At 73.7% G+C, this 25508-nt stretch carries 28 protein-coding genes; 12 read left to right on the top strand and 16 right to left on the bottom strand.

Annotated elements, in window-relative coordinates; all coding sequences use genetic code 11:
* Positions 1 to 16 precede the first annotated feature (16 nt).
* The 4 genes from moeZ to JK356_RS06385 all read right to left on the bottom strand — a co-directional run bounded on the left by moeZ (position 17) and on the right by JK356_RS06385 (position 4645).
* Positions 17 to 1195, bottom strand: coding sequence for an adenylyltransferase/sulfurtransferase MoeZ (gene moeZ / locus JK356_RS06400; RefSeq protein WP_201866563.1), 1179 nt, complete (start codon positions 1193 to 1195; stop codon positions 17 to 19).
* Positions 1196 to 1290: 95 nt separating this feature from the next.
* Positions 1291 to 2217, bottom strand: coding sequence for an NAD(P)-dependent oxidoreductase (locus tag JK356_RS06395; RefSeq protein ID WP_201866562.1), 927 nt, complete (start codon positions 2215 to 2217; stop codon positions 1291 to 1293).
* A 359-nt stretch (positions 2218 to 2576) separates the two neighbouring features.
* Positions 2577 to 3629, bottom strand: a complete 1053-nt coding sequence (locus tag JK356_RS06390; protein WP_201866561.1) for a DUF3152 domain-containing protein — start codon at positions 3627 to 3629, stop codon at positions 2577 to 2579.
* An 11-nt stretch (positions 3630 to 3640) separates the two neighbouring features.
* Positions 3641 to 4645, bottom strand: coding sequence for an alpha/beta hydrolase (locus JK356_RS06385; protein ID WP_201866560.1), 1005 nt, complete (start codon positions 4643 to 4645; stop codon positions 3641 to 3643).
* A gap of 148 nt (positions 4646 to 4793) precedes the next feature.
* On the opposite strand from JK356_RS06385, the gene JK356_RS06380 reads away from it, so the two are divergent.
* The 6 genes from JK356_RS06380 to JK356_RS06355 all read left to right on the top strand — a co-directional run bounded on the left by JK356_RS06380 (position 4794) and on the right by JK356_RS06355 (position 8430).
* Positions 4794 to 5048, top strand: coding sequence for a hypothetical protein (locus JK356_RS06380; protein WP_236670852.1), 255 nt, complete (start codon positions 4794 to 4796; stop codon positions 5046 to 5048).
* A 142-nt stretch (positions 5049 to 5190) separates the two neighbouring features.
* Positions 5191 to 5817: a TetR/AcrR family transcriptional regulator gene (locus JK356_RS06375; RefSeq protein ID WP_201866558.1), complete on the top strand. Its 627-nt coding sequence runs from the start codon at positions 5191 to 5193 to the stop codon at positions 5815 to 5817.
* 146 nt (positions 5818 to 5963) lie between these two features.
* Positions 5964 to 6191 (top strand): DUF3107 domain-containing protein, encoded by a 228-nt coding sequence (locus tag JK356_RS06370; protein ID WP_201866557.1) that lies wholly within the window; start codon positions 5964 to 5966, stop codon positions 6189 to 6191.
* 7 nt (positions 6192 to 6198) lie between these two features.
* Positions 6199 to 6777 (top strand): suppressor of fused domain protein, encoded by a 579-nt coding sequence (locus JK356_RS06365; protein ID WP_201866556.1) that lies wholly within the window; start codon positions 6199 to 6201, stop codon positions 6775 to 6777.
* 55 nt (positions 6778 to 6832) lie between these two features.
* Positions 6833 to 7471 (top strand): DUF6758 family protein, encoded by a 639-nt coding sequence (locus tag JK356_RS06360; protein ID WP_201866555.1) that lies wholly within the window; start codon positions 6833 to 6835, stop codon positions 7469 to 7471.
* A gap of 113 nt (positions 7472 to 7584) precedes the next feature.
* Positions 7585 to 8430 (top strand): PHP domain-containing protein, encoded by an 846-nt coding sequence (locus JK356_RS06355; protein WP_201866554.1) that lies wholly within the window; start codon positions 7585 to 7587, stop codon positions 8428 to 8430.
* Here JK356_RS06355 and JK356_RS06350 read toward each other — a convergent pair.
* A complete protein-coding gene (locus JK356_RS06350) occupies positions 8420 to 9337 on the bottom strand; it encodes an alpha/beta fold hydrolase (RefSeq protein ID WP_201866553.1) in 918 nt (305 codons plus the stop codon). The two genes, JK356_RS06355 and JK356_RS06350, sit on opposite strands and share 11 nt — an antisense overlap.
* A 63-nt stretch (positions 9338 to 9400) precedes the next feature.
* Positions 9401 to 10975: a DEAD/DEAH box helicase gene (locus JK356_RS06345; protein ID WP_236670851.1), complete on the bottom strand. Its 1575-nt coding sequence runs from the start codon at positions 10973 to 10975 to the stop codon at positions 9401 to 9403.
* A gap of 439 nt (positions 10976 to 11414) precedes the next feature.
* Here JK356_RS06345 and JK356_RS06340 point away from each other — a divergent pair, with 439 nt between their 5' ends.
* Both JK356_RS06340 and JK356_RS06335 read left to right on the top strand, forming a co-directional pair.
* Positions 11415 to 12227, top strand: coding sequence for a ferritin-like fold-containing protein (locus JK356_RS06340; protein ID WP_201866552.1), 813 nt, complete (start codon positions 11415 to 11417; stop codon positions 12225 to 12227).
* An 85-nt stretch (positions 12228 to 12312) separates the two neighbouring features.
* A complete protein-coding gene (locus JK356_RS06335; RefSeq protein WP_201866551.1) occupies positions 12313 to 12885 on the top strand; it encodes a hypothetical protein in 573 nt (190 codons plus the stop codon).
* Here JK356_RS06335 and JK356_RS06330 read toward each other — a convergent pair.
* Entirely contained in the window at positions 12854 to 13588 is a 735-nt protein-coding gene (locus JK356_RS06330) for a hypothetical protein (RefSeq protein ID WP_307815427.1), read from the bottom strand. The two genes, JK356_RS06335 and JK356_RS06330, sit on opposite strands and share 32 nt — an antisense overlap.
* A gap of 144 nt (positions 13589 to 13732) precedes the next feature.
* On the opposite strand from JK356_RS06330, the gene JK356_RS06325 reads away from it, so the two are divergent.
* The gene (locus JK356_RS06325) at positions 13733 to 14902 is read left to right on the top strand and encodes an Mrp/NBP35 family ATP-binding protein (protein ID WP_201866549.1); all 1170 of its coding nucleotides are present in this window, start codon (positions 13733 to 13735) and stop codon (positions 14900 to 14902) included.
* A 60-nt stretch (positions 14903 to 14962) separates the two neighbouring features.
* On the opposite strand, the gene JK356_RS06320 is transcribed toward JK356_RS06325, so the two are convergent.
* From JK356_RS06320 to sigE, 5 genes are all read right to left on the bottom strand, one after another.
* Positions 14963 to 15640: a hypothetical protein gene (locus JK356_RS06320; RefSeq protein ID WP_201866548.1), complete on the bottom strand. Its 678-nt coding sequence runs from the start codon at positions 15638 to 15640 to the stop codon at positions 14963 to 14965.
* Between the two features lie 135 nt (positions 15641 to 15775).
* A complete protein-coding gene (locus JK356_RS06315; protein WP_201866547.1) occupies positions 15776 to 16276 on the bottom strand; it encodes a sec-independent translocase in 501 nt (166 codons plus the stop codon).
* A 160-nt stretch (positions 16277 to 16436) separates the two neighbouring features.
* Positions 16437 to 17849 (bottom strand): S1C family serine protease, encoded by a 1413-nt coding sequence (locus tag JK356_RS06310; protein ID WP_236670850.1) that lies wholly within the window; start codon positions 17847 to 17849, stop codon positions 16437 to 16439.
* Between the two features lie 110 nt (positions 17850 to 17959).
* Positions 17960 to 18793: an anti-sigma factor gene (locus tag JK356_RS06305; protein ID WP_201866545.1), complete on the bottom strand. Its 834-nt coding sequence runs from the start codon at positions 18791 to 18793 to the stop codon at positions 17960 to 17962.
* Complete coding sequence (sigE, locus tag JK356_RS06300) at positions 18790 to 19590, bottom strand: RNA polymerase sigma factor SigE (protein ID WP_236670849.1); 801 nt, start codon at positions 19588 to 19590, stop codon at positions 18790 to 18792. The genes JK356_RS06305 and sigE overlap by 4 nt, the downstream gene beginning before the upstream one ends.
* A 160-nt stretch (positions 19591 to 19750) precedes the next feature.
* Between sigE and JK356_RS06295 the strand changes: the two genes are divergently transcribed.
* Positions 19751 to 20401, top strand: coding sequence for an O-methyltransferase (locus tag JK356_RS06295; protein ID WP_307815452.1), 651 nt, complete (start codon positions 19751 to 19753; stop codon positions 20399 to 20401).
* A 186-nt stretch (positions 20402 to 20587) separates the two neighbouring features.
* Here the strand turns inward: JK356_RS06295 and JK356_RS06290 are convergent, their stop codons facing one another.
* On the bottom strand, positions 20588 to 20755 hold the full coding sequence (locus JK356_RS06290; protein ID WP_201866543.1) for a DUF3117 domain-containing protein: 168 nt from the start codon (positions 20753 to 20755) through the stop codon (positions 20588 to 20590).
* Between the two features lie 251 nt (positions 20756 to 21006).
* Between JK356_RS06290 and JK356_RS06285 the strand changes: the two genes are divergently transcribed.
* Positions 21007 to 21867 (top strand): enoyl-CoA hydratase/isomerase family protein, encoded by an 861-nt coding sequence (locus tag JK356_RS06285; RefSeq protein WP_201866542.1) that lies wholly within the window; start codon positions 21007 to 21009, stop codon positions 21865 to 21867.
* Positions 21868 to 21875: 8 nt separating this feature from the next.
* On the opposite strand, the gene JK356_RS06280 is transcribed toward JK356_RS06285, so the two are convergent.
* Positions 21876 to 22253 carry a DivIVA domain-containing protein gene (locus JK356_RS06280; RefSeq protein ID WP_201866541.1) on the bottom strand — a complete coding sequence of 126 codons (378 nt, stop codon included), beginning with the start codon at positions 22251 to 22253 and terminating at the stop codon, positions 21876 to 21878.
* A gap of 166 nt (positions 22254 to 22419) precedes the next feature.
* Between JK356_RS06280 and folP the strand changes: the two genes are divergently transcribed.
* Positions 22420 to 23280, top strand: coding sequence for a dihydropteroate synthase (gene folP, locus JK356_RS06275; protein WP_201866780.1), 861 nt, complete (start codon positions 22420 to 22422; stop codon positions 23278 to 23280).
* Positions 23281 to 23301: 21 nt separating this feature from the next.
* On the opposite strand, the gene JK356_RS06270 is transcribed toward folP, so the two are convergent.
* Together JK356_RS06270 and dapE are read right to left on the bottom strand one after the other, a co-directional pair.
* A complete protein-coding gene (locus JK356_RS06270) occupies positions 23302 to 24084 on the bottom strand; it encodes a TIGR00730 family Rossman fold protein (protein ID WP_201866540.1) in 783 nt (260 codons plus the stop codon).
* A gap of 42 nt (positions 24085 to 24126) precedes the next feature.
* Positions 24127 to 25227: a succinyl-diaminopimelate desuccinylase gene (gene dapE, locus JK356_RS06265; RefSeq protein WP_201866539.1), complete on the bottom strand. Its 1101-nt coding sequence runs from the start codon at positions 25225 to 25227 to the stop codon at positions 24127 to 24129.
* Positions 25228 to 25508 lie beyond the last annotated feature (281 nt).

Genomic DNA, 25508 nt, shown 5'->3' with positions numbered 1-25508 from the left:
GCCCCCGGGGGATCGGTCAGTAGACCGGCTTCTCCGGCTCGATCTGGTTGACCCAGCCGATCACACCGCCGCCGACGTGCACCGCGTCGGAAAAGCCCGCGTTCTTCAGCACCGCCAGCACCTCCGCGGAGCGGACGCCCGTCTTGCAGTGCAGGACGATCCGCTTGTCCTGCGGCAGCTCGCTGAGCGCGTTGCCCATCAGGAACTCGTTCTTCGGGATCAGGCGGGCGCCCGGGATCGAGACGATCTCGTACTCGTTCGGCTCGCGGACGTCGATGATCTCGATCTTCTCGTCGGCGTCGATCCACTCCTTGAGCTGCTTCGGAGTGATCGTCGAGTCCTTCGCCGCCTCCTGCGCCTCATCGGAGACCACGCCGCAGAACGCCTCGTAGTCGATCAGCTCGGTCACCGTCGGGTTCTCGCCGCAGACCGCGCAGTTCGGGTCCTTGCGGACCTTGACCTGGCGGTAGGTCATCTCCAGGGCGTCGTAGACCAGCAGCCGCCCGACCAGCGGGTCGCCGGTGCCGGTCAGCAGCTTGATGGCTTCGGTGACCTGGACCGAGCCGACCGAGGCGCACAGCACGCCGAGCACGCCGCCCTCGGCGCAGGAGGGCACCATGCCGGGCGGCGGGGGCTCGGGGTACAGGCAGCGGTAGCACGGCCCGTGCTCGGACCAGAAGACCGACGCCTGGCCGTCGAAGCGGTAGATCGAGCCCCAGACGTACGGCTTGTTCAGCAGCACGCAGGCGTCGTTGACCAGGTAGCGCGTGGCGAAGTTGTCCGTGCCGTCGACGATCAGGTCGTACTGGGCGAAGATCTCCATCACGTTGGAGGAGTCCAGCCGCTCGGAGTGGATGTTGACCGTCACGTACGGGTTGATGCCCTGGACGGTCTCCTTGGCGGACTCCGCCTTGGGACGCCCGATGTCCGACTGGCTGTGGATGACCTGCCGCTGGAGGTTCGACTCGTCGACCTCGTCGAACTCGACGATGCCGAGGGTGCCCACGCCGGCCGCCGCCAGGTACATCAGCGTGGGCGAGCCCAGACCGCCCGCCCCCACGCAGAGCACCTTGGCGTTCTTCAGCCGCTTCTGCCCGTCCATCCCCACGTCGGGAATGATCAGGTGGCGGGAGTACCTGCGGACCTCGTCGACGGTGAGCTCGTCGGCCGGCTCGACCAGGGGTGGCAGCGACACGGGGACTCCGTTAGGTCAAGGGAACTGTGCGTCTTGTTCTACCCAACACTGCCACGACTCGTCCCATTCCGAGACGGCCGTCTTGGACTGCGGAATCACATCCGGCACGCGGCCTCCATCCAGATGTCGGCGAGCGACTCCTCCAGCCCGATCCGTGACCGCCACCCAAGCCGGTCTCGCGCCGTCCGCACGTCCGCCTGCTGCCAGGCGCCGCAGCCATCGGGGTACGGCACGACGTGGGACGGCGGCCCGGGCAGGCCGTGCGGCGGGCCGTCCAGCTCGTGCAGCGCGCCCGTGTACCCGGAGATCCGGGCCAGCGACAGCGCGGCGTCCCGCAGCCGGACCGCGTGGCCGGTGCCGATGTTGATCACGCCCTGCGCCGCCGAGAGCGTCGCCGCGTGCACCGCGCGGGCGACGTCCCTGACGTCCACGAAGTCGCGCTGCACGCCCAGGCCGCCCAGCTTCAGCTCGGCCTCCCCGTGCTGCATGGCGCGGCGCAGCGCGTCGGCCAGCCGTCCCAGCGGAGAGCCGGCCGGGGTCGCCGGCCCGGTGGGCGAGAACACCCGCAGCACGATCGCGTCGAGCCCCGAGCCCAGCACCAGCTCGGTGGCGGCCAGCTTGCTGACGCCGTAGGGGCCGCCCGGCCGGGCCAGCGCGTCCTCGGCGACGGAGGAGCCGCTCTGGGTCGGCCCGTACTCGGCGGCGCAGCCGATGTGCACCAGCCGCGCCCGGCAGCTGCTGCGGCGCAGCGACTCGCAGAGCGTGGCGGTCGCCACCGTGTTGTGGCGCACCAGCTCGCTGGCGGTGCCCCTGATGGCTCCGGCGCAGTTGATCACGACTCCCGGGTGCACGGCGTCGAGGAACCGCGCCAGCGCACCGGGGCTGCCCGTCGACAGGTCGAAGCGGACGTCGGCGTCGTCGCTGCGCCCCAGCGCGGTGAGCTGCACGGCGGGGTCGGCGAGCAGCCGGTCCGCCACGAAGCGCCCGAGGTACCCGGCGGCGCCCAGGAGCAGCACTCTCATCGGCTTCCCTCCTTCGCGGCCTCGGCCGCCGGGGGACGGGGGAAGTGTGAGCTCATCGGTTCGTGCTCCTTGCGTGTGTGAGGCGGGCTTGACCGCGACCGGCCACCGGCGAAGAAACGGTCCGCCTAGCCGTCCGGAAGTCCGGGCACGGCATGCCGTCCGCACCCGCGCGCCCCGAACAGGCGCACGACGGTGCCCGTGCGACGCACTCCGGCACACCCCCGAGCTCCCGAGACGGGCTCAGGACGTCGCCGCGTACAGACGGTATGTCGCCTTGCTCCGCACCTGAGGGGCGTATATGCGAGGTACCACCAGAAGGGGTGAATTTTCGTGACGCAGCACCTGTAGGTTCGTTAACGTCAGTTCTCTGGATGCGGCCACGGATTGGCGCGGCAGGTGACGCCGTCGATGGTGAGGAACTTCGTCTGCTGCATCATCACCGGGGCGAGCGCGCCCTCCTCCGGGCAGACCTGGTGGTCGTAGCCGAGCCGGTGGCCCACCTCGTGGTTGATAAGCATCTGGCGGTAGGCGTGGATGTCATCGCCGTACGTCTCCGAACCGCGCGCCCAGCGCCAGGCGTTGATCATGACCCGCTCGGTGGCCGAGGAGTTGCACGAGACGTTGTCCACGGTCACATCCAGCCCGGACCTGGCGCACCAGTCGGCCGTGGTGCCCGGGCTGGCCAGCGTCACGACGAAGTCGTACTCGCCCCGCGACACCCGCGCGAAGCTGCGCTCGCCGTCATTGGTCCAGCTCCGGTCGTCGTTCAGCGTCCGGTGCACCGCCTCGGCGAAGAACTCCGGCTCCATCTCCATGCCGAGCCCCGTCTCGACGTCCACCCGGTAGCGCACGATCGTCTGCGCGTCCGGGTCGGGCGCCGGGTCCGAGCCCGGGACCGGCGCCAGCTCGCCGGAGCCGGTGAAGTCGGGGTCCATCTCGAACGGCGTGCCCATCAGCTCCTCGAAAGCTGGCGGCCGCTCCGGCGGCTCCGAGGTTTCGGCGGGCGCCTCGGGCCCTCGCGCCTGCGGCTCACGCGTCTGCGGCGCCGGGACCGGCGGCGCGGTCTGCTCACCGCCGTCGCCGCCGCCGGCGATGCGCGCCGCCGCCACGACGACCAGCACGGTCACCACGGCCGCCGAGGCGAGCCCCGCCAGCGTGCGCCCCCAGCTCTCGCGTCGCCTCAGCCGCGAGCCCGCCCGGCGGCCGCCCCCGCTATCCCCGGCCCCCGCCTCGCGTTCCGCCTGGCCGTCCCGGCCCCCGGGGCTCGAGTGCCCCTGCGGGCTCTCCCGCTGCACCGGAATCCGGCCGAAGTGCGCGTCGTCGAAAGCATCGACATACTCCTGCCGTGGTCCTGGCCGCGGCGACGCCTGCCGCGGTGACTGCTGAGCCGCGAAGACGTCACGCTGCTCCATCGCGCGCGCCCTCAGTCCTCAGGAACGGCCGCCGCGGACACAGGCGCGTCCTGGCCGCCTGTCTCGGCGAGCAGCCCGCGGAACGCGGTGGCCACCTCCTGAGGAAACTCCATCATCGCCACATGTCCCGCCTGCGGCAGCATCAGCAGCCGCGACCGGCGGAACGCGGCGCTCGCGCGCCGGGCCATGCGCGGCGCGACCAGCTTGTCACGCCCGCCGTAGATCAGCTGCACCGGCGCCAGCACGCGCTCCGCCTGGCGCCACAGCCCGTGCTGCCCGCCGAGGGTGTACGCGTTGACCAGGCCACGGGCCGAGCGGCACAGCGAGTCCCAGAAGTACGGCAGCGCCTGGCGCCGCTCCAGCTCCGCGACGGCGGAGGAGAACTCCTCCGGCGTGATCCGGGACGGGTCGCCGTAGCACAGCCGCAGCACGTCCCGCGCCCGCTGCTCGGGCGCCAGCTCGCCCATCGCCCGCCGCAGCAGCCGCGGCATCCCGGGCAGGCCGAGCAGCCCGGTCGGCAGCGCGGTGCGCTGCGGCCGCAGCTCGGGCAGCGCGGGCGAGATCAGGGTCAGGGTGCGCACCAGGTCGGGGCGGAGCGCCGCGACGCGGGTGGCGACCGCGCCGCCCAGCGAGTTGCCCAGCAGGTGCACGGGCCCGCGCCCGCTGGACTCCAGGCAGCGGATGACGGCCCTGGCGTGCCCGTACACCGAGTAGTCCGGGGGATCGGCGGGCGGCGAGGCACCGAAGCCGGGCAGGTCGATCGCCTCGCACTCGACGTCCGAGGACAGCAGCTCCATCAGCGACGACCAGTTGCGGGACGAGCCGCCCAGGCCGTGCACCATCAGCGCGGGTTCCAGGCCGTCCCGGCCGGCCGCACGGCGCCGCACGGCGAGGGTCATCCCCCGCAGCTCCACGATCCGCAGCGTCTCGCCGTCGCGTACCCCGGGCCAGCCCTCCGCCGCGGCCAGCGCGGCCTGGACGCGCTTCTCGCTGGCGGTCGGGTCGGTCGTCGGCATGCGCGCCATATTAGGGGGCGCGGGACGGCTTGCCGCTCCAGGCGGGCGGTGCCGCACTGTGTCCGCCGTCACACCGGTGGCTCGCCTCCGCCGCGACGTGCTCCTACGCTGGATGTCCCCCCACCCACCGGTCACGGAGGTGAGTAACGTGCAGGACCCGATCGAGAGGCCGGAGCCCGAGACGTTCGACGAGTTCCCCGAGGACGAGCCGGCGGCCCGGACGGCGACGGCCGCCGAAGAGTGGCACGAGACCCCCGAGGCCGACGCGGCGGAGCAGCGCGCCGAGCTGCTCGAGCTGCGGGATGATCCGCTCAGCGAGGCGGTGCACCAGTCCGCGGACCCGGCGGACGCGGTCGACCAGGCGCGCGTCGTGGACTTCGGGGACGACGACGAGTACCGGTAAGGGCCGCTGGCGCGGGAACCGACGCGCGGCTGTCCGCACTGTGAAATCTTGCGGTGCTGGACACGCCGCGCGATTACTCGAACGTACGATGGCTCGACGCAGTGGATGAGCAGGCGCACCGAGCCACAACACGGGAGGCGGCGTGACAGCCACCGAGCAGACCGAGGCACGCCCGCGCGGCACGCGCCTGCCGCGCCGGGCCCGGCGCAACCAGCTTCTGGGAGCGGCCCAGGAGGTCTTCGTCGCCCAGGGCTACCACGCGGCGGCCATGGACGACATCGCCGACCGGGCCGGGGTCAGCAAGCCCGTGCTCTACCAGCACTTCCCCGGCAAGCTCGAGCTGTACCTGGCCCTGCTGGACCAGCAGTGCGCCGCCCTGGTGCAGGCCGTGCGGGAGGCCCTGGCCTCGACCAGCGACAACAAGCAGCGCATCGCGGCGACGATGGACGCGTACTTCGCGTACGTCGAGGACCCGGGCGGCGCGTTCCGGCTGGTCTTCGAGTCGGACCTGACCAACGAGCAGGCCGTGCGGGAGCGGGTCGACCAGGTGGCGCTGGACTGCGCCAAGCTGGTCAGCCCGCTCATCGCCGAGGACACCGACCTGCCGGAGGAGCAGGCGATGCTGCTGGCCGTCAGCCTGTGCGGCATGGCCCAGATCACCGCGCGCCACTGGCTCAGCTCGGGGCGCCAGATCCCGCGCCACGTCGCCAAGGACCTGACGGCCTCGCTGGCCTGGCGCGGCATCGCGGGCTTCCCCAAGCAGCACTGAACCCGGCGCCGGCGCGGACGGCCCGTGCGGCACGGGCTGTTCGCTCAGGGCGTGGCCTCGCCCCGGCTGCCCGCCGGGGCGCACGGATAGCCTGAAGCCTGCACGCACGACCCAGCAATGACCAGGGACAAGCGGAGGAACCAGCCGTGGAGATCAAGATCGGCGTTCAGCACACGCCGCGGGAGATCGTTCTCGAGAGCGATCAGTCGGCCGAGGAGGTGGAGAACGCCGTCTCCCAGGCGCTGTCCAGCGGGGAGAAGCTCCTGACCCTGGTCGACCAGCGGGGCCGCAAGGTCCTGGTCCCGTCCGACCGGGTGGCGTACGTGGAGATCGGGGCGCAGGTCCAGCGAAGGGTCGGCTTCGGGGCGGTCTGAGGCGCTGATGAGCACACCGGCCGGCGACGGCGGCGCGGTGGCCGGGCCGCTGACCGCCGCCGAGCGCGCGCTGCGCGCGGCGTACGGCGAGCCCGGGGCCCGGGCGTCCGTCATGTTCGTCGGCGCGGAGCGCATCGAGGTGCTGCGCTTCGCCGGCGACGGCGGCCTGGTGCGCTACGCGACGCTCGGCATGGCGGCGGAGCCCTCGGCGCGGGGCCCGGCGGAACTGGTGCTGACACTGCGGGCGGGGCGCGCCGCCACCGACGGCGTGCTGCGGCCGCTGGCGGTGCTGGCGGCCTCCCCGCAGGTGGAGGGCGCGGTGGTGGCCCCCGGCGCCTCGTTCGACCTGGGCGAGCCGCTGTGGCCCGAGGCGCCGTTCACCTCGGTCCTCATCGGCGAGCCCGACGCTGCCGCCGCCCCGGTCGGGGCGGACGGCGGTGTCCTGCTGCTGCCGGTGCTGCCGATGACCGCGGCGGAGGCGGCGTGGAAACGGGCGCGCGGCGCGCAGGCGCTGCGCGAGCGCTGGCGGCGGCACGGCACGGACCTCACCGACCCGCTGCGGAGGGCCGTCCCGCTCGCCGAGTGACTCGGCATGGCACGAGAGTTGACGTGAGAGCGTCACCCGGCGACTGTTGGTGCATATGAGGGGCGAACCCAGTTGCCCGAAGTGCGGCGGGCGGGTGCGGCCACCCGGGCTGTTCGCCGATTCCTGGCAGTGCGACGCGCACGGGGCGGTGCACCCGCTGCAACCGGTCGTGCCGCCGAGCGTCGACGCGCTCACTGTGGTGGTCAACCGCACGCGGGTGCCGCTGTGGATGCCCTGGCCGCTGCCGGTGGGCTGGCTCTTCACCGGCGTCGCCTGCGCCGGTGACGACACCAGCGGCGGGCGGGCCACCGCCGTGGCCTGTTCGGGACCGAGCCCGCTTGGCGGCCCCGGCGAACTGGTCCTGGTCGCGGAGGAGCTCGGCGTGGGCCTCGGCGCCCGGTACGCGGGCGTGCCCGGCCCCGACCCCGGGCCCCGGCTGGACACCCGCGAGCCCGCCCCGGCGAAGGTCCTCGCCGCCGGGCGGCCGACGCCGCTGTGGCAGGTCGAGCAGACCCCGGCCGACCGCGCCGTGTTCGCGGGCGAGGCGATGGGGCTGTGGCTGTGGGCGGTGGTGTGGCCCGAGGACTGCGGGCTGCTGCTCTACGACGAGCTGGTCCTCGCGGACCTGCGCGACGCCGGCTCCGAGATCCACCTGGTGCCGTGCGGGGCGCTCTCCCCGCGGCTGATTCCCTGACCGGCCGCCGGCCGGGGACGCTGCGGACACGGCCCGGGACCACGGCTAAGGTGGAGACTCCCCCCAGGCAGGCAGCCTTTCAACGGCGTTGATGACGGCAGGAGACCGTGCCCGTGCGCATCGATCTGCACACCCACTCCGACGCTTCCGACGGGTCCGAATCGCCCACCGAGCTGATCCGCAACGCGAAGACCGCCGGTCTCGACGTCATCGGGCTCACCGACCACGACACCGTCGCCGGGCACGCCGAGGCCGCCGCCGCGCTGCCCCCCGGCATGACGCTGGTCACGGGCGCGGAGCTGTCCTGCCGCCTCGACGGCGTGAGCATCCACATGCTGGGCTACCTCTTCGACCCGGACGAGCCCGAGCTGGCCGCCCAGCGCGACCTGCTGCGCGACGACCGGATCCCGCGCGCCAAGGCCATCGTGGCCAAGCTGCGGGACCTGGGCGCGGACGTGACCTGGGAGCAGGTGCAGCGGCACGCGGGCGACGGCGCGGTGGGCCGGCCGCACATCGCGGCGGCGATGGTGGAGTCCGGCGTCGTGGACAGCGTCTCCGCGGCCTTCACGCAGGAGTGGATCGCCGACGGCGGGCGGGCGCACGTCGACAAGCACGAGCTGGACGCCTTCGAGGCGGTGCGCATGATCAGGAACGCGGGCGGCGTCGCCGTCTTCGCGCACCCCTTCGCCGTGCTGCGCGGGCGGGTAGTGCCGGAATCGGCCATCGTGCGGCTCGCCGAGGCCGGCCTCGCGGGCCTGGAGGTGGACCACTACGACCACGACGCCGCTGCCCGGAAGCGGCTGCGTGAGATGGCCGCCGACCTGGGGCTGTTCGTGACGGGGTCGAGCGACTACCACGGCGACCGCAAGGACGTCGGCCTGGGCAACGACCTGACGTCCCCCGAGGCGCTGGAAGAGCTGGTGTCGAAGGCGACGGGCGCCAGGCCCCTTACCGCCTGACGGGGACCGCCGCGGCGCCGCGTGCGGCACCCAGCCCGGCCCAGAACGCCGTCAGCGCGGCGGCGGTGGCCCCGGGCGCCTCGCAGTTCGGGGAGTGCTCCGCGCCCCTGATCACCGTGCGGTGCGCCCCCAGCCGCAGCGCCATCCGGTCCAGCAGCGGCACCGGCCACGCGCCGTCGCGCTCCCCGGACACCACGTGCACGGGCACGGCGGCGGCGGCCAGTGCGGCGACCCGGTCGGGCTCGTGGCGCAGAATCCTGCCGGTGGCACGCAGCTGCGCGGGCTCGTTAGCCAGCCAGCGGCGGCGCAGGAACGCGCCGACCTCGCCGGGCTCCGCGACCGGGTGCAGCAGCCGCCATACGGCCTCCGCGCCGAGCAGCGGCAGGGCGACGCTGAGGGCCCGTACCCGCCAGCGCGGCCATCGGGCGACCTTGCCGGGGCCCGAGCCGATCAGCGTGAGCGAGGCGAACGGCTCCGGCTTGCCCTGCCACGCCGCCGCCCGCAGCACGGCGCCGCGCGCGATCAGGCCGCCGAGCGAGTGCCCCACCAGGTGCAGGGCCCCGGGCGGGGAGCCGGAGGCGGGCGGCTGGGACCGCAGCGCCTCGGCCTGCGCCCGCACGTCCTCGGCCAGGGCGCCGAGGGTGTAGGCGCGGCGTCCGGCGCCGCCTGGTGTCTCGTACTGGCCGCGGCCGTCGACGGCGACAGCCCGGTAGCCCGCCTCGGCCAGGGGCATCAGGAGCGCGATGAAGTCTTCCTTGCTGCCGGTGTAGCCGGGGACCAGCAGCACGGTGCCCGCGGGCGGTGTGCCGGCGGGGGCGGCGTCCAGCACCGCGAACGTGCCACGGCGGGTGGCGAGCCGGCCAGCGCGCACCGCCGGAGGCGCCACCACGAACGGGGGTCTGCTCACGAAGGGTGAGCCTACGACCGTCCCGTTCCCGTCAGCGCCCCGGCCCCGCCGGTGCGACCGGTGTCACTCGCTGGCGGCCGACTGCCCGGCGTGGGTGCGGCGGCGCCGGCGACGGCGGCGCGGGGTACGCGGCGCGCCCTCCTCGGCGCCGGCCGCCGGGGCCGGCGTGCCCGCCGCGCCGGACGGAGCCGGCGCGGCCGCGGACTGGCTGGCGCCGTCACCGGCGGCACCCTCCCGGTGCCGGGTGACCTCGACACCGCCGCGGGTGCGGCGACGGCGGCGGGGCTTCCTGGCCCCGGACCGCGCGGCCCCGCCCGAGGCGGCACGGCGGCGCTTGCTGTCGCGCCCGCCGAGGTCCTCGACCTCCTCCGCGTCGAGCCCGGCGCGGGTCCGCTCGGCACGCGGCAGGACGCCCTTCGTGCCCTCGGGGATGTCCAGGTCCTCGTACAGGTGCGGGGAGGTGGAGTACGTCTCGCGCGGCTCGTGAAAGTCGAGCCCGAGCGCCTTGTTGATCAGCTGCCAGCGCGGGATCTCGTCCCAGTCGACGAGGGTGACGGCCGTGCCCCGCGCCCCGGCGCGGCCGGTGCGGCCGATGCGGTGCAGGTAGGTCTTCTCGTCCTCGGGCGCCTGGTAGTTGATCACGTGCGTCACGCCGTCCACGTCGATGCCGCGGGCGGCCACGTCCGTGCAGACCAGGACGTCCACCTTGCCCTTGCGGAACGCCCGCAGCGCCTGCTCGCGCGCGCCCTGGCCGAGATCGCCGTGCACGGCCGCCGCGGCGAAGCCCCGGCGGGTCAGCTGGTCGGCGACGTCGGCGGCGGTCCGCTTGGTGCGGCAGAAGATCATGGCCAGGCCGCGGCCCCGGGCCTGGAGCACGCGGGCGATGACCTCCTGCTTGTCCAGCGAGTGCGCCCGGTAGACGTGCTGGGTGATGCTCGCCACAGTCGCACCCTCGTCATCCGGCTCGGTGGCGCGGATGTGCGTGGGGTGGTTCATGTAGCGGCGGGCCAGCGAGATCACCTGGCCGGGCATGGTGGCCGAGAACAGCATGGTCTGCCGCTTGGCGGGCAGCAGCTCGATGATCTTCTCGACGTCGGGCAGGAAGCCCAGGTCGAGCATCTCGTCGGCCTCGTCGAGCACCAGGCAGCGCACGTGCGACAGGCGCAGCTTGCCCTGGCCCGCCAGGTCCAGCAGCCGCCCGGGGGTGCCGACGACGACGTCCACGCCCTTGGCCAGGGCCTCGACCTGCGGTTCGTAGGCCCGGCCGCCGTAGATGGACACGACGCGGACGTTGCGCACCTTGCCGGCGGTGAGCAGGTCGTTCGACACCTGCTGGCACAGCTCGCGGGTGGGCACGACAACGAGCGCCTGGGGCGCGTCGGTGAGGTCCTCCGGCTGGGCGCGCCCGGCCTCGACGTCGGCGGGGACAGTGACAGCTTCCAGCAGCGGGAGGCCGAAACCGAGGGTCTTGCCGGTGCCGGTCTTGGCCTGGCCGATCACATCGGTGCCGGCGAGGGCGACCGGAAGGGTCATCTCCTGGATGGGGAACGGCGTGGTGATTCCGACGGCCTCAAGGGCCTCTGCGGTCTCGGCCAGGATCCCGAGATCTCGGAATGTGGTGGTAGCGGACAGGGTCATTGCCTCCTGTGTGACGCGGCGCGGCGCGGCGAGGCGGGTCTTGGCTTACCGCCCGGCGGAAGGACCCGTAGCGGGCCGGTCCGGGGGACGGGACCCGGTCGTCTCGCGGTGCCGCACGCACCGCGCGAGCGGTTCCCTCTTGCGACGCTCGTGCGGGGCGCACGCGCCGCACGGAGGGCTGGTCAGGTCGGAGCCGATCGGGCCACCGACCGGGCATCCGCGGTTTTCTGCGGCTGGGCTCCGTGCTACGCACGGGCGGCCCCGTCCAAGGGCCGGCCCGCCGTCTTCGGCCGAGCCTCTATAGCACTGTACCCCGGAACCGCGCACATGTGTCAGGCCCAGGCAAAGGCCGGGTACCGGCAGGGGCCGCACCGGGCGGGTCCGCTCCCGGGGCCGCGAGGTGCCCCGGGGTTGCCGTCCGAGGGCTATTGTGCAGGCCATGGAGACGCCGGAGACGCCCGAGAACCCAGCCGCGACGACCTCCCCCGCGCCGCCCCAGGCCACCGGGGCGGATGCCACGGACGCCACGGACGCCACGGACCCGACGGCCAGGACTCCGCGCGTCGCCGAGCAGGACTGGGCCGGGGCCTCCGCCGACCCCCGCTACCGGGCGGCCGTGGTCGATCTGCTGGGGGCGCTGGCCTACGGCGAGCTCGCGGCGTTCGAGCGGCTGGCCGAGGACGCGAAGCTCGCGCCGTCGCTGTCCGACAAGGCGGCGCTGGCGCGGATGGCCTCGGCGGAGTTCCACCACTTCGAGCAGCTCACCGAGCGGCTGCGGGACATCGAGGAGGACCCGACGGCGGCGATGGAGCCGTTCGCGGCGCCGCTGGACGAGTTCCACCGGATGACGGCGCCGTCCGACTGGCTCGAAGGGCTGGTCAAGGCGTACGTCGGCGACGCGATCGCCGCCGACTTCTACCGGGAGGTGGCCAGCCGCCTCGACACCGACACCAGCTCGCTGGTGCTGCGGGTGCTCGACGACACCGGCTACGCCTCGTTCGCGGTCGAGAAGGTCCGCGCCGCGATCGAGGAGGACCCGCGCACCGCGGGCCGGCTGGCGCTGTGGGCGCGGCGGCTGATGGGCGAGGCGCTGGCCCAGGCGCAGCGCGTGGTGGCCGACCGGGACGCTTTGTCCACGATGCTCGTGGGCGGGGTCGCGGACGGCTTCGACCTGGCGGAGATCGGCCGGATGTTCTCCCGCATCACGGAGGCGCACACCCGGCGCATGGCCGCCCTCGGCCTGTCCGCCTGAACGGCCCCGGGCAGCCGGGGCACCGGATGCCTCCGCCGTGCGCACGAACGGGCCACGGCGGCGCGGCAGGGCCTAAGCTCGTGCCATGACCACTCCGGGGAGCGGCCGGCCGCTGGACAGGGCGCTGATCGAGGAGTCCGCCAAGAAGAGCGCGCTGGTGTGGGTACGGGGGCAGCGGGGGACGGGAGAACCGCGCGGGACCGCCTCGCGAGCGCTGTGGCATGTGTGGCACGAGGGGGCCGTATGCCTGGTGGGCGGCCCGGGTGAGCAGCCGCTCGACGGCCTGGGCCTGGCCGACGGGGGCACCGCCACGGTCACCTGCCGCAGCAAGGACAAGGGCGGACGGCTGATCGTCTGGCCCGCGCGCGTGATCGAACTCACCCCTGACAGCGATGCCTGGCAGTCGGCCGTGGCCGAGCTGAAGGGGAAGCGGCTGAACGCGCCGGACGCCGACGGCCTGCCCGAGAGGTGGGCCCGCACCTGCCGCGTGCTGCGCCTGGAGCCCGCCGGCGCCCCGGTGGAGCGGCCGGGCGCCATGCCGTCCGGCCCGTTTGCCGCGCCGCCGGTGGGCTCACCCGCGAGCACCCGCGTGCCGGAGCCCTCGGGGCTGCCGGTCCGGCGCTCGCTCAGCCGTCCCCGCCGTCGTCCCCGCCCGTGATCACGTCGTCGCCGTAGTCGACGATGTCGTCCTCGGGCGGGGGGTTGAGGGTGAACTCCTCGTTCCAGTCCGTCATGATCAGCTCGCCCGCTCCCCCGGCGCGCTCCAGGCGCAGCGGATAGGGACGGCCGGTGAGGGAAACGTCCATGGCGCCGCCGCGCCCGCCGTCCGCCTGGACCCGTATCGTCCGGTGGCCCTCGACCTCGTCCTCGCCGCCGGTCTCCCGCTCGCCCACGCCGAGGCTGAGCAGCAGGTCGAGCACGGCGTTCTTCTCGGTGAAGCCGCTCAGCTCGCCGTACGCGGGGTCCTCCGGCGGCACCCGCACGTACTTGCCGTCCAGCTTCTCGGTCGGGTCGGACTCCAGCTCTGCCGGGATGCCCTCGCTCTCCCAGAACTCCGCGCTGGCGCGCAGGTACAGGTCCTCGCCGATGCGCAGCAGCTCGAAGGTCGTGCCCTCGGTGGCCACCTCGCCGACGGCGCCCTCGGCGGTCAGGCGCACGTCCAGGCGGTAGGAGCGGCCGTCGGTGAGCACCGTGCCGGACAGCTGCACGGACCGGGCCTCGTGGGCGGCCTCGGCGGCGCGGCGCTCGATCTGCTCGGCGGGCAGCTCGTCGAGCCCGTTGGTCGGCTCCCCGCCGTCGCCGCCGGAGCCGCAGGCGGCGAGTGCCGCCGCAAGGGTCCCGACGACAACCGCCCGTCCCACACGGCCCGTTGGTGTCACGTCGGCTGCCTCTCGTCATCGGGAATGGCCTGTCACGCGCCTGGTCAGGCGCAGCGTACAGCCCCGGCCCGCCAGGTCAGAACGGGCCGGTCCCGTCCGCTGCGGCGGGGGCCGTACCATCGGGGCATGGCTACCCAGACGCCCACGGTTCCCGACGCGGCAGGTCCCACCGACGAGGCGGTGCGGGCGGCGCTGGCGCGGGTGAACGACCCGGAGATCCGCCGGCCGATCACGGACCTCGGCATGGTCAAGTCCGTGCAGATCGCCGACGACGGCTCCGTCGATGTCGGCATCTACCTGACGATCCAGGGCTGTCCGATGCGGGACACGCTCTCCCAGCAGGTCGCTGAGGCCGTGCGGGCCGTGCCGGGCGTGACCGGGGTGCGGGTCGAGCTTGACGTCATGAGCGACGAGCAGCGCAAGCGGCTCGCGGAGACGCTGCGCGGCGGGCAGGCGGAGCGGGAGATCCCGTTCGCCAAGCCGGGATCGCTGACCCGGGTCTACTGCGTCGCCTCGGGCAAGGGCGGCGTGGGCAAGTCCTCGGTGACGGTCAACCTGGCCGCGGCGATGGCGGCGGACGGGCTGAAGGTCGGCGTCGTGGACGCTGACATCTACGGGCACTCGATCCCGCGCATGCTGGGCACGGACGGCCGCCCGACCCAGGTCGAGAACATGATCATGCCGCCCTCGGCGCACGGCGTCAGCGTCATCTCGATCGGCATGTTCACGCCGGGGAACGCGCCGGTCGTCTGGCGCGGCCCCATGCTGCACCGGGCGCTCCAGCAGTTCCTCGCGGACGTCTACTGGGGCGACCTGGACGTACTGCTGCTCGACCTGCCGCCGGGGACGGGCGACATCGCGATCTCCGTGGCCCAGCTGGTGCCCGGCGCGGAGATCCTGGTGGTGACGACGCCGCAGCAGGCGGCGGCCGAGGTCGCCGAGCGGGCGGGCGCGATCGCCGTGCAGACGCACCAGAAGATCACGGGCGTCGTGGAGAACATGTCGGGGCTGCCCTGCCCGCACTGCGGCGAGCTGGTGGACGTCTTCGGCAGCGGCGGCGGCCAGCGGGTCGCCGAGGGGCTGACCCGGGCGGTCGGCGCCGAGGTGCCGGTGCTGGGAACAATCCCGATCGACGTCCGGCTGCGCGAGGGCGGCGACGAGGGCAAGCCGGTGGTGCTGTCCGACCCGGACTCCCCCGCCGGGTCTGCGCTGCGCTCCATCGCGTCGGCGCTCTCCAGCCGCAAGCGGGGCCTGGCGGGCATGTCCCTGGGTATCACGCCGCGCCGCAACTTCTGAGCGGGTCCGAGCGGGTGCCGCCCGGACGAGGCCGCACGCCGGGCGCGTGCGGGGGGCCGGTCAGGGGCGTTCGGCGTAGTCCTGGATGTCCTTGACGACGGCGAAGCCGAGGCCGTAGGCGCTCATACCGCGGCCGTAGGCGCCCAAGTGCACGCCGTGGGGGGCGGCGCCCGCGAGCACCCAGCCGTACTCGGCCTCGCGGTAGTAGAAGTCGGTCGGCTGCCCGTCGACCGGCAGCGAGAGCCGGGTCCAGCCGCCGCCGTCGAGGTCGTCGGCCAGTTCCCAGGCGAGGGCGGTCTGCTGCTCCAGCCAGTCCTGGCGCAGCGCCCGCTCCAGCTGAGCGGGCCAGGTGCATGACAGCAGGCCGGAGCCCGCGAGCCAGGCGGCCGAGGAGACGGTCGTGGGCTCCAGCAGGCCGGTGCCGTCGGGGCTGCGCCGCCCGGGGCGGTCGGCGACGGTGACCACGACGGTGAAGCGCTGTTCGTCCTGGGCCACGTCACCCCGCAGCGTCGGATCGTCACCGTGCCCGGTCGAGCCGTGCTCCACGGCGCCGTCGGCGGTCGCTCCCACCTGCATCAGCCAGCGCGGGCCGGTGAACGCCTCGTCCAGCCCGTACCAGGGGAAGCTGGCCATCAGATAGCCGTCGAGGGCCCGGCGCGAGCCGGGGACGCCCTGGGATCCTGGCCGCCCTGATCGCCCCCCGTCCGCCTGTGGCTCCGCCCGGCTCGTCGTCTCCATCTGCGCGACGCCTCCTCATTGCCCTCGTCCTGGGCACACCTCGGACATAGGGAGGATAGCTAGCCCCTTGCAGGGACATGGGCAGCCCCGGAGATTGCCGGACGGCATATGCCCTCGAACAGGTCAGATCGCCCGTCAGGTGGCATCGGCGTCGAACGGCGGGATGTCGTCACGGGGAGCCGCCGCTGGACCGTCGTTCTTGGCGAGGCTGACCTGCCCGCCGGAGGCGGACGCCGCGGCCTGGTCTCCGGGCTTGCGCAGCCGGTCGCCGCGGCCGTTCGCCGAGCCGTTGGTGCCGGACCGGCGGGAGGGGCGGCCGTTGACCGCGTCGGCGACCTCGGTCAGCTCCTTGCGGACGTCGAGCTCCCGGCCGAGCTCCTTCAGCCCCAGGTCATCGCCGTCGAGCAGGTGCTTCTTGGCGAACCGCTTCGGGTTGAGGTCCTCGAACTCGAAGTCCTTGAACTCGGGCCCCAGCTCGGCGCGGATGTCACGCTTGGCGCTGTCCGAGAACTCGCGGATCCGGCGCAGGAACTGGGCCGCGTCCTGGATCATCTTCGGCAGCTTCTCAGGCCCGAAGACCAGGATGGCGAGGACGAGCAGGAGCAGAAACTCCAGGGACCCTATGTCGAAGAACACCTGTCAGCTCCTTCACGTCCCTTACAGCCTGGCGCATCCGGTGACAGCCACGGTACTCGCCAAACGGCTCCGGGGGGAGAGCACGGTGGTCCACCACACGGTGGACAGCCGGTGATTCCGCCCGGTACGCCCCGCTCCGCGCGCCCGCGCGCCTCCGCGCTCACTGACCCCGCTCCTCGCCGAGGACGACCGGCACGGTCATCTCCTCGCCGTCGCGCTCCAGCGTCAGCACCAGCTCGTCGCCCGGCCGGTGGCTGCGGATCCGGACGATCAGTTCGTCGGCGCTGCGCACCCGCTCGCCGTCGACCTCGGTGATGACGTCGCCCTCCTCGATCCCGGCCTCGTCGGCGGGGCCGCCGGGAGAGACGGCCGGCTCGCCGGTGGTGCTGCCGACGAGGGCGCCCTCGCCGGGGAAGCTGGTGTCAAGCGTCACACCGATGACCGGGTGGGTGGCGTAGCCGTCGTTGATGAGCTGCTCGGCGACCTCCCTGGCCTGGTTGATGGGGATGGCGAAGCCGAGGCCCACGCTGCCGGCCTGGCCGGTGTCCAGGCCGGCGCCGTCCGCGGTGCGGATGGCGCTGTTGACGCCGATGACCCGGCCGTTGACGTCCACCAGCGGGCCGCCGGAGTTGCCGGGGTTGATGGGCGCGTCGGTCTGCAGGGCGTTGACGTAGCTGATGTCGGAACCGTCGGGCTCGGAGCCGCCCGCCGTGATGGGGCGCTCGGTGGCGCTGATGATGCCCGAGGTGACCGTGCCCTGGAGGTCGAAGGGCGCGCCGATGGCGACCACCGGGTCACCGACGTGGACCGCGTCCGAGTCGCCCAGTTCGAGCGGGGTGAGGCCCGAGACGCCGGAGACCTTGACCACGGCCAGGTCGTACCCCGAGTCCAGGCCGATGACCTCCGCCTGCGCCGTGTCGCCGCTGCTGAACGTGACGTCTATCACACCGGCTCGCTCGGCGGGCGCCACGACGTGCGCGTTGGTCAGGATGTGGCCCTGCTCGTCGAGGACAAAGCCGGTGCCGGTCGTCGCGGCCTCGGCCCCCGAGACGTGCAGGGTCACCACGCCGGGCAGCACCTGGCTGGCGATGCCCGCGATGCTGCCCTCGGGCGGGGGAGACTCCTCGGCGGTGGTCTGCGGCAGGGTGACGTCGCTGAAGGCGCCGTTCCGCTCCAGGTAGACGCCGATCACGCCGCCGAGAATGCCCGCGGCGAGCGCGACGAGCGCGGCCCCGGCGAGCAGCCGCAGGCGGGTGCGGCGCCCTCCCGGGACCGGGTCGGCCGGGGCGCCCGGGGCGGGGAACGCACCCGTGGTCCCGGGCGCGGCCCAGGGGTCGTACCGCGGTGAGGGCTGGCCAGGCAGCGTGGTGGTGCCGCCGGGCGGCACGGCCGTCCCGCCCGGCGGCGTGACGCCGTGGGCGGCGGGTCCGGGGGGCAGGTGCGTGCCCGCCGGCGGTGTCGGGTCCGGGCGCTGCACCGGCGGCGCGGGCGCCCACGGTCCCGGCTGCCCGTACGGAGGCGTGCCGTACGGCTCCTCACCGTGCAGCGGATCCGTGCTCTTCTCCTTGTCCATCGCCGTCCCCATCGTCTACGCGCCGCCCCGTCGCCGGACCCACAGAAACTCTGGAAGGGGATTCAACCAGGTCGGGGCGGGCGCGGTCAGCAACACCGGCGCAATGGAGGTCAGCGCTCCCAGGCCGCGGCCTCAGAGGCGCTCGGCGAGCCGCTGGGCGACGCGGTGGCGTGCCCGGAACCCTGCCCCGGGGACGCCGCCGGGAACGCGCCCTGCGACGGCGCGGCGCCGGGGACCAGCTGCGGCGCGAGCAGCGGGAAGAGCTGGGCGGCCCTGCTGTCCCAGGCGAACGGCGGAACCGGGGCGGCCGCCCCGGTCGGCGCGGTCATCGTGCGCGAGACCAGGGAGACCGGCAGCACCGGGGCGGAACGGTCCTGGCCCTCGCCGGCCTCCGCACCGCGGCTCCGCGCGGGCAGGGTGGGCGACGCGCTCCCGCCCTGCCCCGCCGTGCTCGCCGTGCTGCCGGAAGCGGAGACCGTCGCCGGCTGGGAACCGGCGCCGCTCACGGCGCCGCCGATAGCGAAGGCGGCCAGGGAGACCGCCCCGGCCGCGGCGAAGGCAAGCCGGTGACCGCGGGGCAGCCGCGCCACGGCCCCCGGCTCGTGTATCCGGAAGCCGCGCCCCAGGCCGGTGTCACGCTCCTCGGGCCGCCCCGGGGGCAGCTTCGGCCCGGAGCCGGGCGGCGGGGGCGGCGGCTCCTCAGCCAGCGCCGGCAGCCCCTGGAGCCGGGCGAGCAGGTCCTGTGGTGGTGTCGGCAGCGGGCTCTGCGCGAAGACGCTCTTCAGCCTGCGCTGGGCGTCGGCCTCGGCCTTGCAGCTGGGGCAGGTGGCCAGATGGGCGAGCACGCGGTCGCGCCGGTCATGCGAGAGCTCGCCGTCCACGAGGGCGGCGAGGCTCTCTCCGAGGTGGTGGTCGGCCGGGCCCGGCTCCGGCGAGCTGCTCACGCCGTCCCGCCTTTCTCCTCCTGCCGGGCGGCCGGAACGGTCGCAACCAGCGGCTCGGACTCACCCGCGCCGCGCGGCGACCGGTGGCTCAGCGCCTTGCGGAGGTGGGAGCGGCCGCGGTGGATGCGGCTGCGGACCGTGCCGAGCTTGACCCCCAGCGTCGTGGCGATCTCCTCGTAGCTCAGGCCCTCGATGTCGCAGAGCACCACGGCGGCACGGAAGTCGGGGGCCAGGGTGTCGAGCGCCTGCTGCACGTCCGCGTCGAAGTGCGTGTCGTTGAAGTGCTGCTGCGGCGTGGGCTCGCGGCTGGGCAGCCGGTCGGCGGCGTCCTCGGCGAGGGCGTCGAACCTGATGCGCTGCTTGCGCCGCACCGAGTCCAGGAACAGGTTGGTCGTGATGCGGTGCAGCCAGCCCTCGAACGTGCCCGGAGTGTAGGTGGACAGCGACCGGAAGACACGGACGAAGACCTCTTGGGTAAGATCCTCGGCGTCGTGCTGATTGCCCGTGAGCCGGTACGCGAGACGGTACACGCGCGCGCTGTGCGTGCTGACGATCTCCTCCCAGCTCGGGGGCGTCCAGGACGCGCCCTCCGAACCGGAACTGAACGTGGCCGTTACCGTCGTGCTGCTCTCGCCGCTGTCGGCAGAGGTGGCGGCGGCTCGGTCAGCGTCAGCGTTCTCGGTCACGGAATTCGGCCTGTCGGAGGACCACAGGAGACGCTTGAGCACTCCCCGGCCCGTGGACCCGGCCGCACCTCCCCTGTCGGCTCCGGTGGTGTCCAATGGAGCCCCTACCATAACCACCTCGCCCGTTAGCTCCGGATAAGGAAGTAGGGCACGGCTTTTGTCGAGCGTTCGTCCGTACCCGCTCCCCGGTCCAACGTACGGTCCGGCAGCTGCGTTCCCCTCCGGAGTCGATACAGTCAAAGCGCGTGACAGACGGGGACGGGAGAGGGCCATTAGCGGCAACCGGCTGACGAGCTGGGCGTTCGCCGAGGCGTACGGTGAACCGGACGCCGGCACCGCCGAGGGGGCGGCGCTGCGGTGGGCGCGCGAGCGGGCCGAGGCAGCCGGGGTCCGCGCCGTCTCCCCCGGGACAGGCGACGCGCTGCGGCTGCTGGCCGCGGCCACGGGCGCCAGGGCGGTCGTCGAGATCGGCACCGGCACCGGCGTCTCGGGCATCTACCTGCTCCAGGGCCTGTCGCCCGACGGCGTGCTCACCACGGTGGACGTCGAGCCGGAGCGGCAGCAGTTCGCGCGGCAGGCGTTCCGCATGGCCGGGTTCGCCAGCAACCGCGCCCGGCTGATCCCCGGCCCGGCGCTGGACGTGCTGCCGCGGCTGACCGACGGCGGCTACGACCTGGTGTTCTACGACGGCGACCGGCTCGAATGCCTGGAATGCCTCGGAGAATCGTTGCGGCTGCTGCGGCCCGGCGGACTGGTCTGCTACACGGGGGTGTTCGCGGGCGGCAGGACCGTGGACTCCGGCCCGCAGCCCACCGAGGTGCTGCGGCTGCGGGAGTTGCTGCGCGCCGTCAGGGAGCGCAAGGACCTCGTGCCGGCGCTGCTCCCGGTCGGAGACGGCCTGCTGTGCGCGGCGCGGGCCTGACGGCCCCGTGCCGCGGCGGCCAGCCCGGCACCCCCGAGTCAACCCAGCCAACCCCACCCCAGCCAGCCCAGAGCAAACCCAGAACAAACCCAGCCAACGCGCACCGGCGCCGCCCGGTGGGACCGGGACGGCGCCGGTGAGAGTACTACCGTGATGCGGGCCGGAGATCTGCTCGGGGCAGGAGGATCAGCTCGTCACCTTCTTCAGCTCCTCGTCGAGGGCGACCGCCTCGTCAGGGGTCAGCTCAACGACGAGTCGTCCGCCGCCTTCGAGCGGAACGCGCATGATGATGCCCCGCCCCTCCTTGGTCACCTCGAGCGGGCCATCGCCCGTCCGCGGCTTCATGGCCGCCATGCTCGTTCCCCTTCCTGAACCAGCTCATCGCAGCCGACAACCCAAGCGTCACCGGCATCGAACACATTGCTTCATCGCCATTATCCCGCATCGCACGACCTGATGACCAACATTGCGCGGTATCCCTTCAGCAACGCGCCCGTGCAAATCCACTCAATTCGGGGATTCAGCCGCGTTACCCCGCGCGAACCCGCGCCCGGACGGTATCCCCGGACTATCAGCGGGAACGGTGATGAGCCATGCTGACGGGCATGGCTGAGACGGTGCTCTACGAGGTGACCGACGGTCTCGCGACTGTCACGCTGAATCGCCCGGAAGCGATGAATGCGTTGGATGTCACAACCAAGGAAGCCTTGCGCGACTCCCTCCAGCGCGCGGCCGCGGATTCCTCGGTGCGGGCCGTTCTGCTGTCCGGGAAGGGGCGTTCGTTCTGCGTGGGGCAGGATCTCAAGGAACACCTCGGGACGCTGCGCGCGCTCTCGGCGGACGGCGGGGAAACCGGGGAATCCGGGGGAACGGACCCGGCAGCGGCACAGCCGCAGAGAGCCGGCACACGCGGCTCCCTGCGCACCGTCGAGCTGCACTACAACCCGATCACCGAGGCCCTCGCGGGCATGCCGAAACCGGTCGTGGCGGCCGTCAACGGCCCTGCCGCCGGAGCAGGTTTCGGCTTCGCGCTGGCGGCCGACTACCGGATCGCCGCCGCGTCCGCGACCTTCACCACCGCCTTCGCGGGCGTCGGCCTGTCGGCTGACTCCGGGCTGTCCTGGACGCTGCCGCGCGCCGTCGGCCCCGGCCGCGCAGCGGAGCTGCTGCTCTTCCCCCGGCGCATCGGGGCGCAGGAAGCCGAACGTCTCGGCATCGTGCAGCGCGTCGTGCCCGACGAGGAGCTGGCCGACGCGGCGCTGGCGGCCGCCCGCGAGCTCGCGGCCGGCCCCACGGTGGCCTACGCGGCGATCAAGGAGGCGCTGGCCTACGCCGCGGACCACTCGCTGACCGAGGCGCTCCAGCGCGAGGCCGCGCTCCAGGCCAGGGCCGGAGCGACGGCGGACCACCGGGAAGCCGTCGCGGCCTTCGTCAGCAAGAAGCGGCCCGTCTTCCGGGGACGTTGACCGCGCGCTCAGCGGTCCCCGCCGCCGGCCTCGCCGGGCCCCTCCTCGCGCATCCCCATCGCCGGCGGGCCGCTCAGCGCGGACGACACCGCGGCCTCCAGGTCGGCGATCCGCGCGTCACGCTCGGCGAGCTCGGCCGCCAGCCGGTCAAGGACGTCGTCCACCTCGGCCATGCGGTAACCGCGCGGGGCCACCGGGAAACGGACCGCGACCACGTCGGCCGGCGTGAGCGGGCGGTCGGTGGGCAGCGCGTCGTCGACGCGGTCCGGCTCGGCGTCCGCCAGGCCGCCCGTCGCCGGGCCTCCCGAGCCGTCCCCGCTGCCGAGCACCGCGAGCGTGACCGCGCCGATTACCACGACCATCGCCGCCATCAGGAACCAGAACACCGGTCGGCCTCCCCTTGCACCCGTCCTCCGCGGTCCCGCGCGCCAGCGCGCGCTGCCTTCCGATCCTCGCATGCCCGGCTGACAGCCCGGGCCGGGTAGCGTCAGGAACGTGACGAACGGGCCGAGGCGTCAGCAGACGCATGAGCAGCGAGAGCGGCAGCAGGGTGTGCTCCGCCTGGGTACGCGCGAGTTCCCGCCGGACGAGCCGGTGATCATGGCGATCGTCAACCGCACCCCCGACTCGTTCTACGACCGCGGGGCGACGTTCGCCGACGACGCCGCGATGGCACGCGTCGAGGCGGCAGTGGCCGAGGGCGCGGCGATCATCGACATCGGCGGGGTCAAGGCCGGTCCCGGCGCGGAGGTGGACGTCGCGGAGGAGATCCGTCGCACCGCGGGGTTCGTGGCCGAGGTGCGGGCGGCGTTCCCCTCCGTGGTGATCAGCGTGGACACCTGGCGGCACGAGGTCGGCGAGGCGGTCTGCCGAGCCGGGGCCGACCTGCTGAACGACGCCTGGGGCGGCGTGGATCCGGAGCTGGCTAAGGTGGCGGCGCGCCACGGCGCCGGGCTGGTGTGCACGCACACCGGGGGCGCGCGCCCGCGCACGCGGCCGCACCGGGTCGCCTACGAGGACGTGATGGCGGACATCCTCGCGACCACGACCCGCCTGGCCGAGCGCGCGGTGCGGCTGGGCGTGCGGCGCGACGGCGTGCTGATCGACCCGGGCCACGACTTCGGCAAGTCCACCCGGCACTCCCTGGAGGCGACGCGGCGGCTGCCGGAGATGGTCGAGACGGGCTGGCCCGTGCTGGTCTCGCTGTCGAACAAGGACTTCGTGGGCGAGACCCTCGACGTGCCGGTCAAGGAGCGGCTGACGGGCACGCTGGCGACGACCGCCGTCTCGGCCTGGCTCGGGGCCCGCGTCTACCGGGTGCACGAGGTGGCCGAGACGCGGCAGACCCTGGAGATGGTCGCCTCGATCGCCGGGAAGCGTCCGCCCGCGGTGGCCCGCCGGGGGCTGGTCTGAACCGGCCCCCGGCACCGCCGGTCAGGGCGTGGTGACCAGGGAGATCGCCTCGTCGGGGTCGTCGGTGATCTGGAAAAGCTTCTCGTCCTTGGGCGAGGCCTTGCCCTGGCCGATGACCGTCTCCCGCAGCCAGTCGGCCATCCCCTGCCAGTAGGAGGAGCCGAGCAGGACGATCGGGAAGCGGGTGACCTTGCGCGTCTGGACGAGCGTCATCGCCTCGAACAGCTCGTCCAGCGTGCCGAGTCCGCCCGGCAGCACCAGGAACCCCCGCGCGTACTTGACGAACATCGTCTTGCGGACGAAGAAGTACCGGAAGTTGAGACCGAGGTTGACGTAGGGGTTGAGCCCCTGCTCGAAGGGCAGCTCGATGCCCAGGCCCACGGACACGCCGCCGGCCTCGCTGGCGCCCCGGTTGGCCGCCTCCATGGCGCCGGGCCCGCCGCCGGTGATGACGGCGTACCCCGCCTCGACCAGGCCCTTGCCGATGCGCACCCCCAGCTCGTACTCGGGGGAGCCGGGCTTGGTGCGTGCCGAGCCGAAGACGCTGATGGCGGGGCCGAGTTCGGCCAGGGTGCCGAAGCCCTCGACGAACTCCGACTGGATCCGCAGCACCCGCCAGGGGTCGTCGTGGACCCAGCCCGAGGGCCCCCTGGTGTCCAGCAGCCGCTGGTCGGCCGTGCCGGGCACCGCCTGGCCGCGCCGCACGACGGGACCCACCTGCGGTGCGTCCCGGCTTACCTGGCCGCGGCCGCCCTGGCCCTCCCGGTCGCCCCGGTCTTCCTGGCTGGCCACCGCGTCGTTCATCCCCGCTCCCTCGTCGCGCTTGTGAGGTCCGTCTCGTGCAGCCTACGACGTCAGCCAGCGGCGCAAACGCTCCTCACAGCGGATGATCAGCGCGGTGTCCACCCGCTCGTCCTGCCGGTGGGCGAGGCTGGGGTCGCCGGGCCCGTAGTTGACGGCCGGGATGCCCAGGGCACTGAACCGGGCGACGTCGGTCCAGCCGAACTTGGGCCGGGGCCGCCCGCCGACCGCCTCGGCGAACGCCCGGGCGGCCGGGTGGGACAGGCCCGGCAGGGCCCCCGGCGCGTGGTCCTCGACGGTGCATTCGGCCACGCCGCAGCCGGCGAAGACCTCGCGGACGTGGGCGACCGCCTCCTCGGGCGTGCGGTCGGGCGCGTAGCGGTAGTTCACCGTCAGCACACACTCGTCGGGGATGACGTTGCCGGCGACGCCGCCCTCGATGCCCACGGCGTTCAGGCCCTCGCGGTACTCCAGCCCGTCGATCACGGGGCGGCGCGGCTCGTAGGCGGCCAGGCGGGCCAGGGCGGGCCCGGCGGCGTGAATGGCGTTCTCGCCCATCCAGCTCCGCGCCGAGTGGGCACGGCGCCCGGCCAGCCGCAGCCGCACCCGCAGCGTGCCCTGGCAGCCGCCCTCCACCTCGCCCTCGCTCGGCTCCAGCAGCACGGCGAAGTCGGCGGCGAGCCAGTCGGGGTGCTCGGCGGCGAGGTGGCCGAGCCCGTTGTGCTCGGAGGCGACCTCCTCGTTGTCGTAGAAGACGTACGTGACGTCGCGGGTGGGACGCGGCACCGTGGCGGCGATGCGCAGCTGCACGGCGACGCCGGACTTCATGTCGCAGGTGCCGCAGCCCCACAGCACACCGTCGTCGTCGAGGCGCGAGGGGAGGTTGCCGGCCAGGGGGACGGTGTCGATGTGGCCGGCGAGGACGACGCGCTCGGCGCGGCCGGCCGAGGTGCGGGCCACGACGTTGTTGCCGTGGCGGTCCACGCGCAGCCACGGCAGCTCGCGCAGGGCGGCTTCGAGGGCGTCGGCGAGCGGGCGTTCGGTGCCGCTGACCGAGGGGATGTCCACGAGCCGCGCCGTCAGGGCGGGGCCGTCGAGCCCGAGGTCGAGGGTGGCCTGGCGGGATTCCGCTGCGGACTGCTGCATGGGCCGCACCCTACCCGTGGCCCGGCGGGCCGGTCGCGTGGGTTCCGGGAACGGAACGACGGCGCGGGCGGCGGGAAACAGGCACGCGGGCGGCGGAATGCCCGGTGTCACCCGGCCACGCTTTCCTGCCGTTCGCCGCCCGCAGCCGGAGGAAATTCTCTCCTCCCATTCAGCGGCCCACACCGCACGAATGATGTGACGTTATGTCAAAACATGTCGTCCGCCCGGCATGTGCACCCTTCCCCAGCGCCTTCGATTATGCGACGCATTACCAATCCTTT

Origin of the sequence: Streptomyces sp. 7-21 (assembly GCF_016741785.1) — a bacterium.
GTDB lineage: Bacteria > Actinomycetota > Actinomycetes > Streptomycetales > Streptomycetaceae > Streptomyces.
The sequence above is the reverse complement of the archived record's forward strand: the minus strand, read 5'-3'. Positions and strand labels throughout refer to the sequence as shown.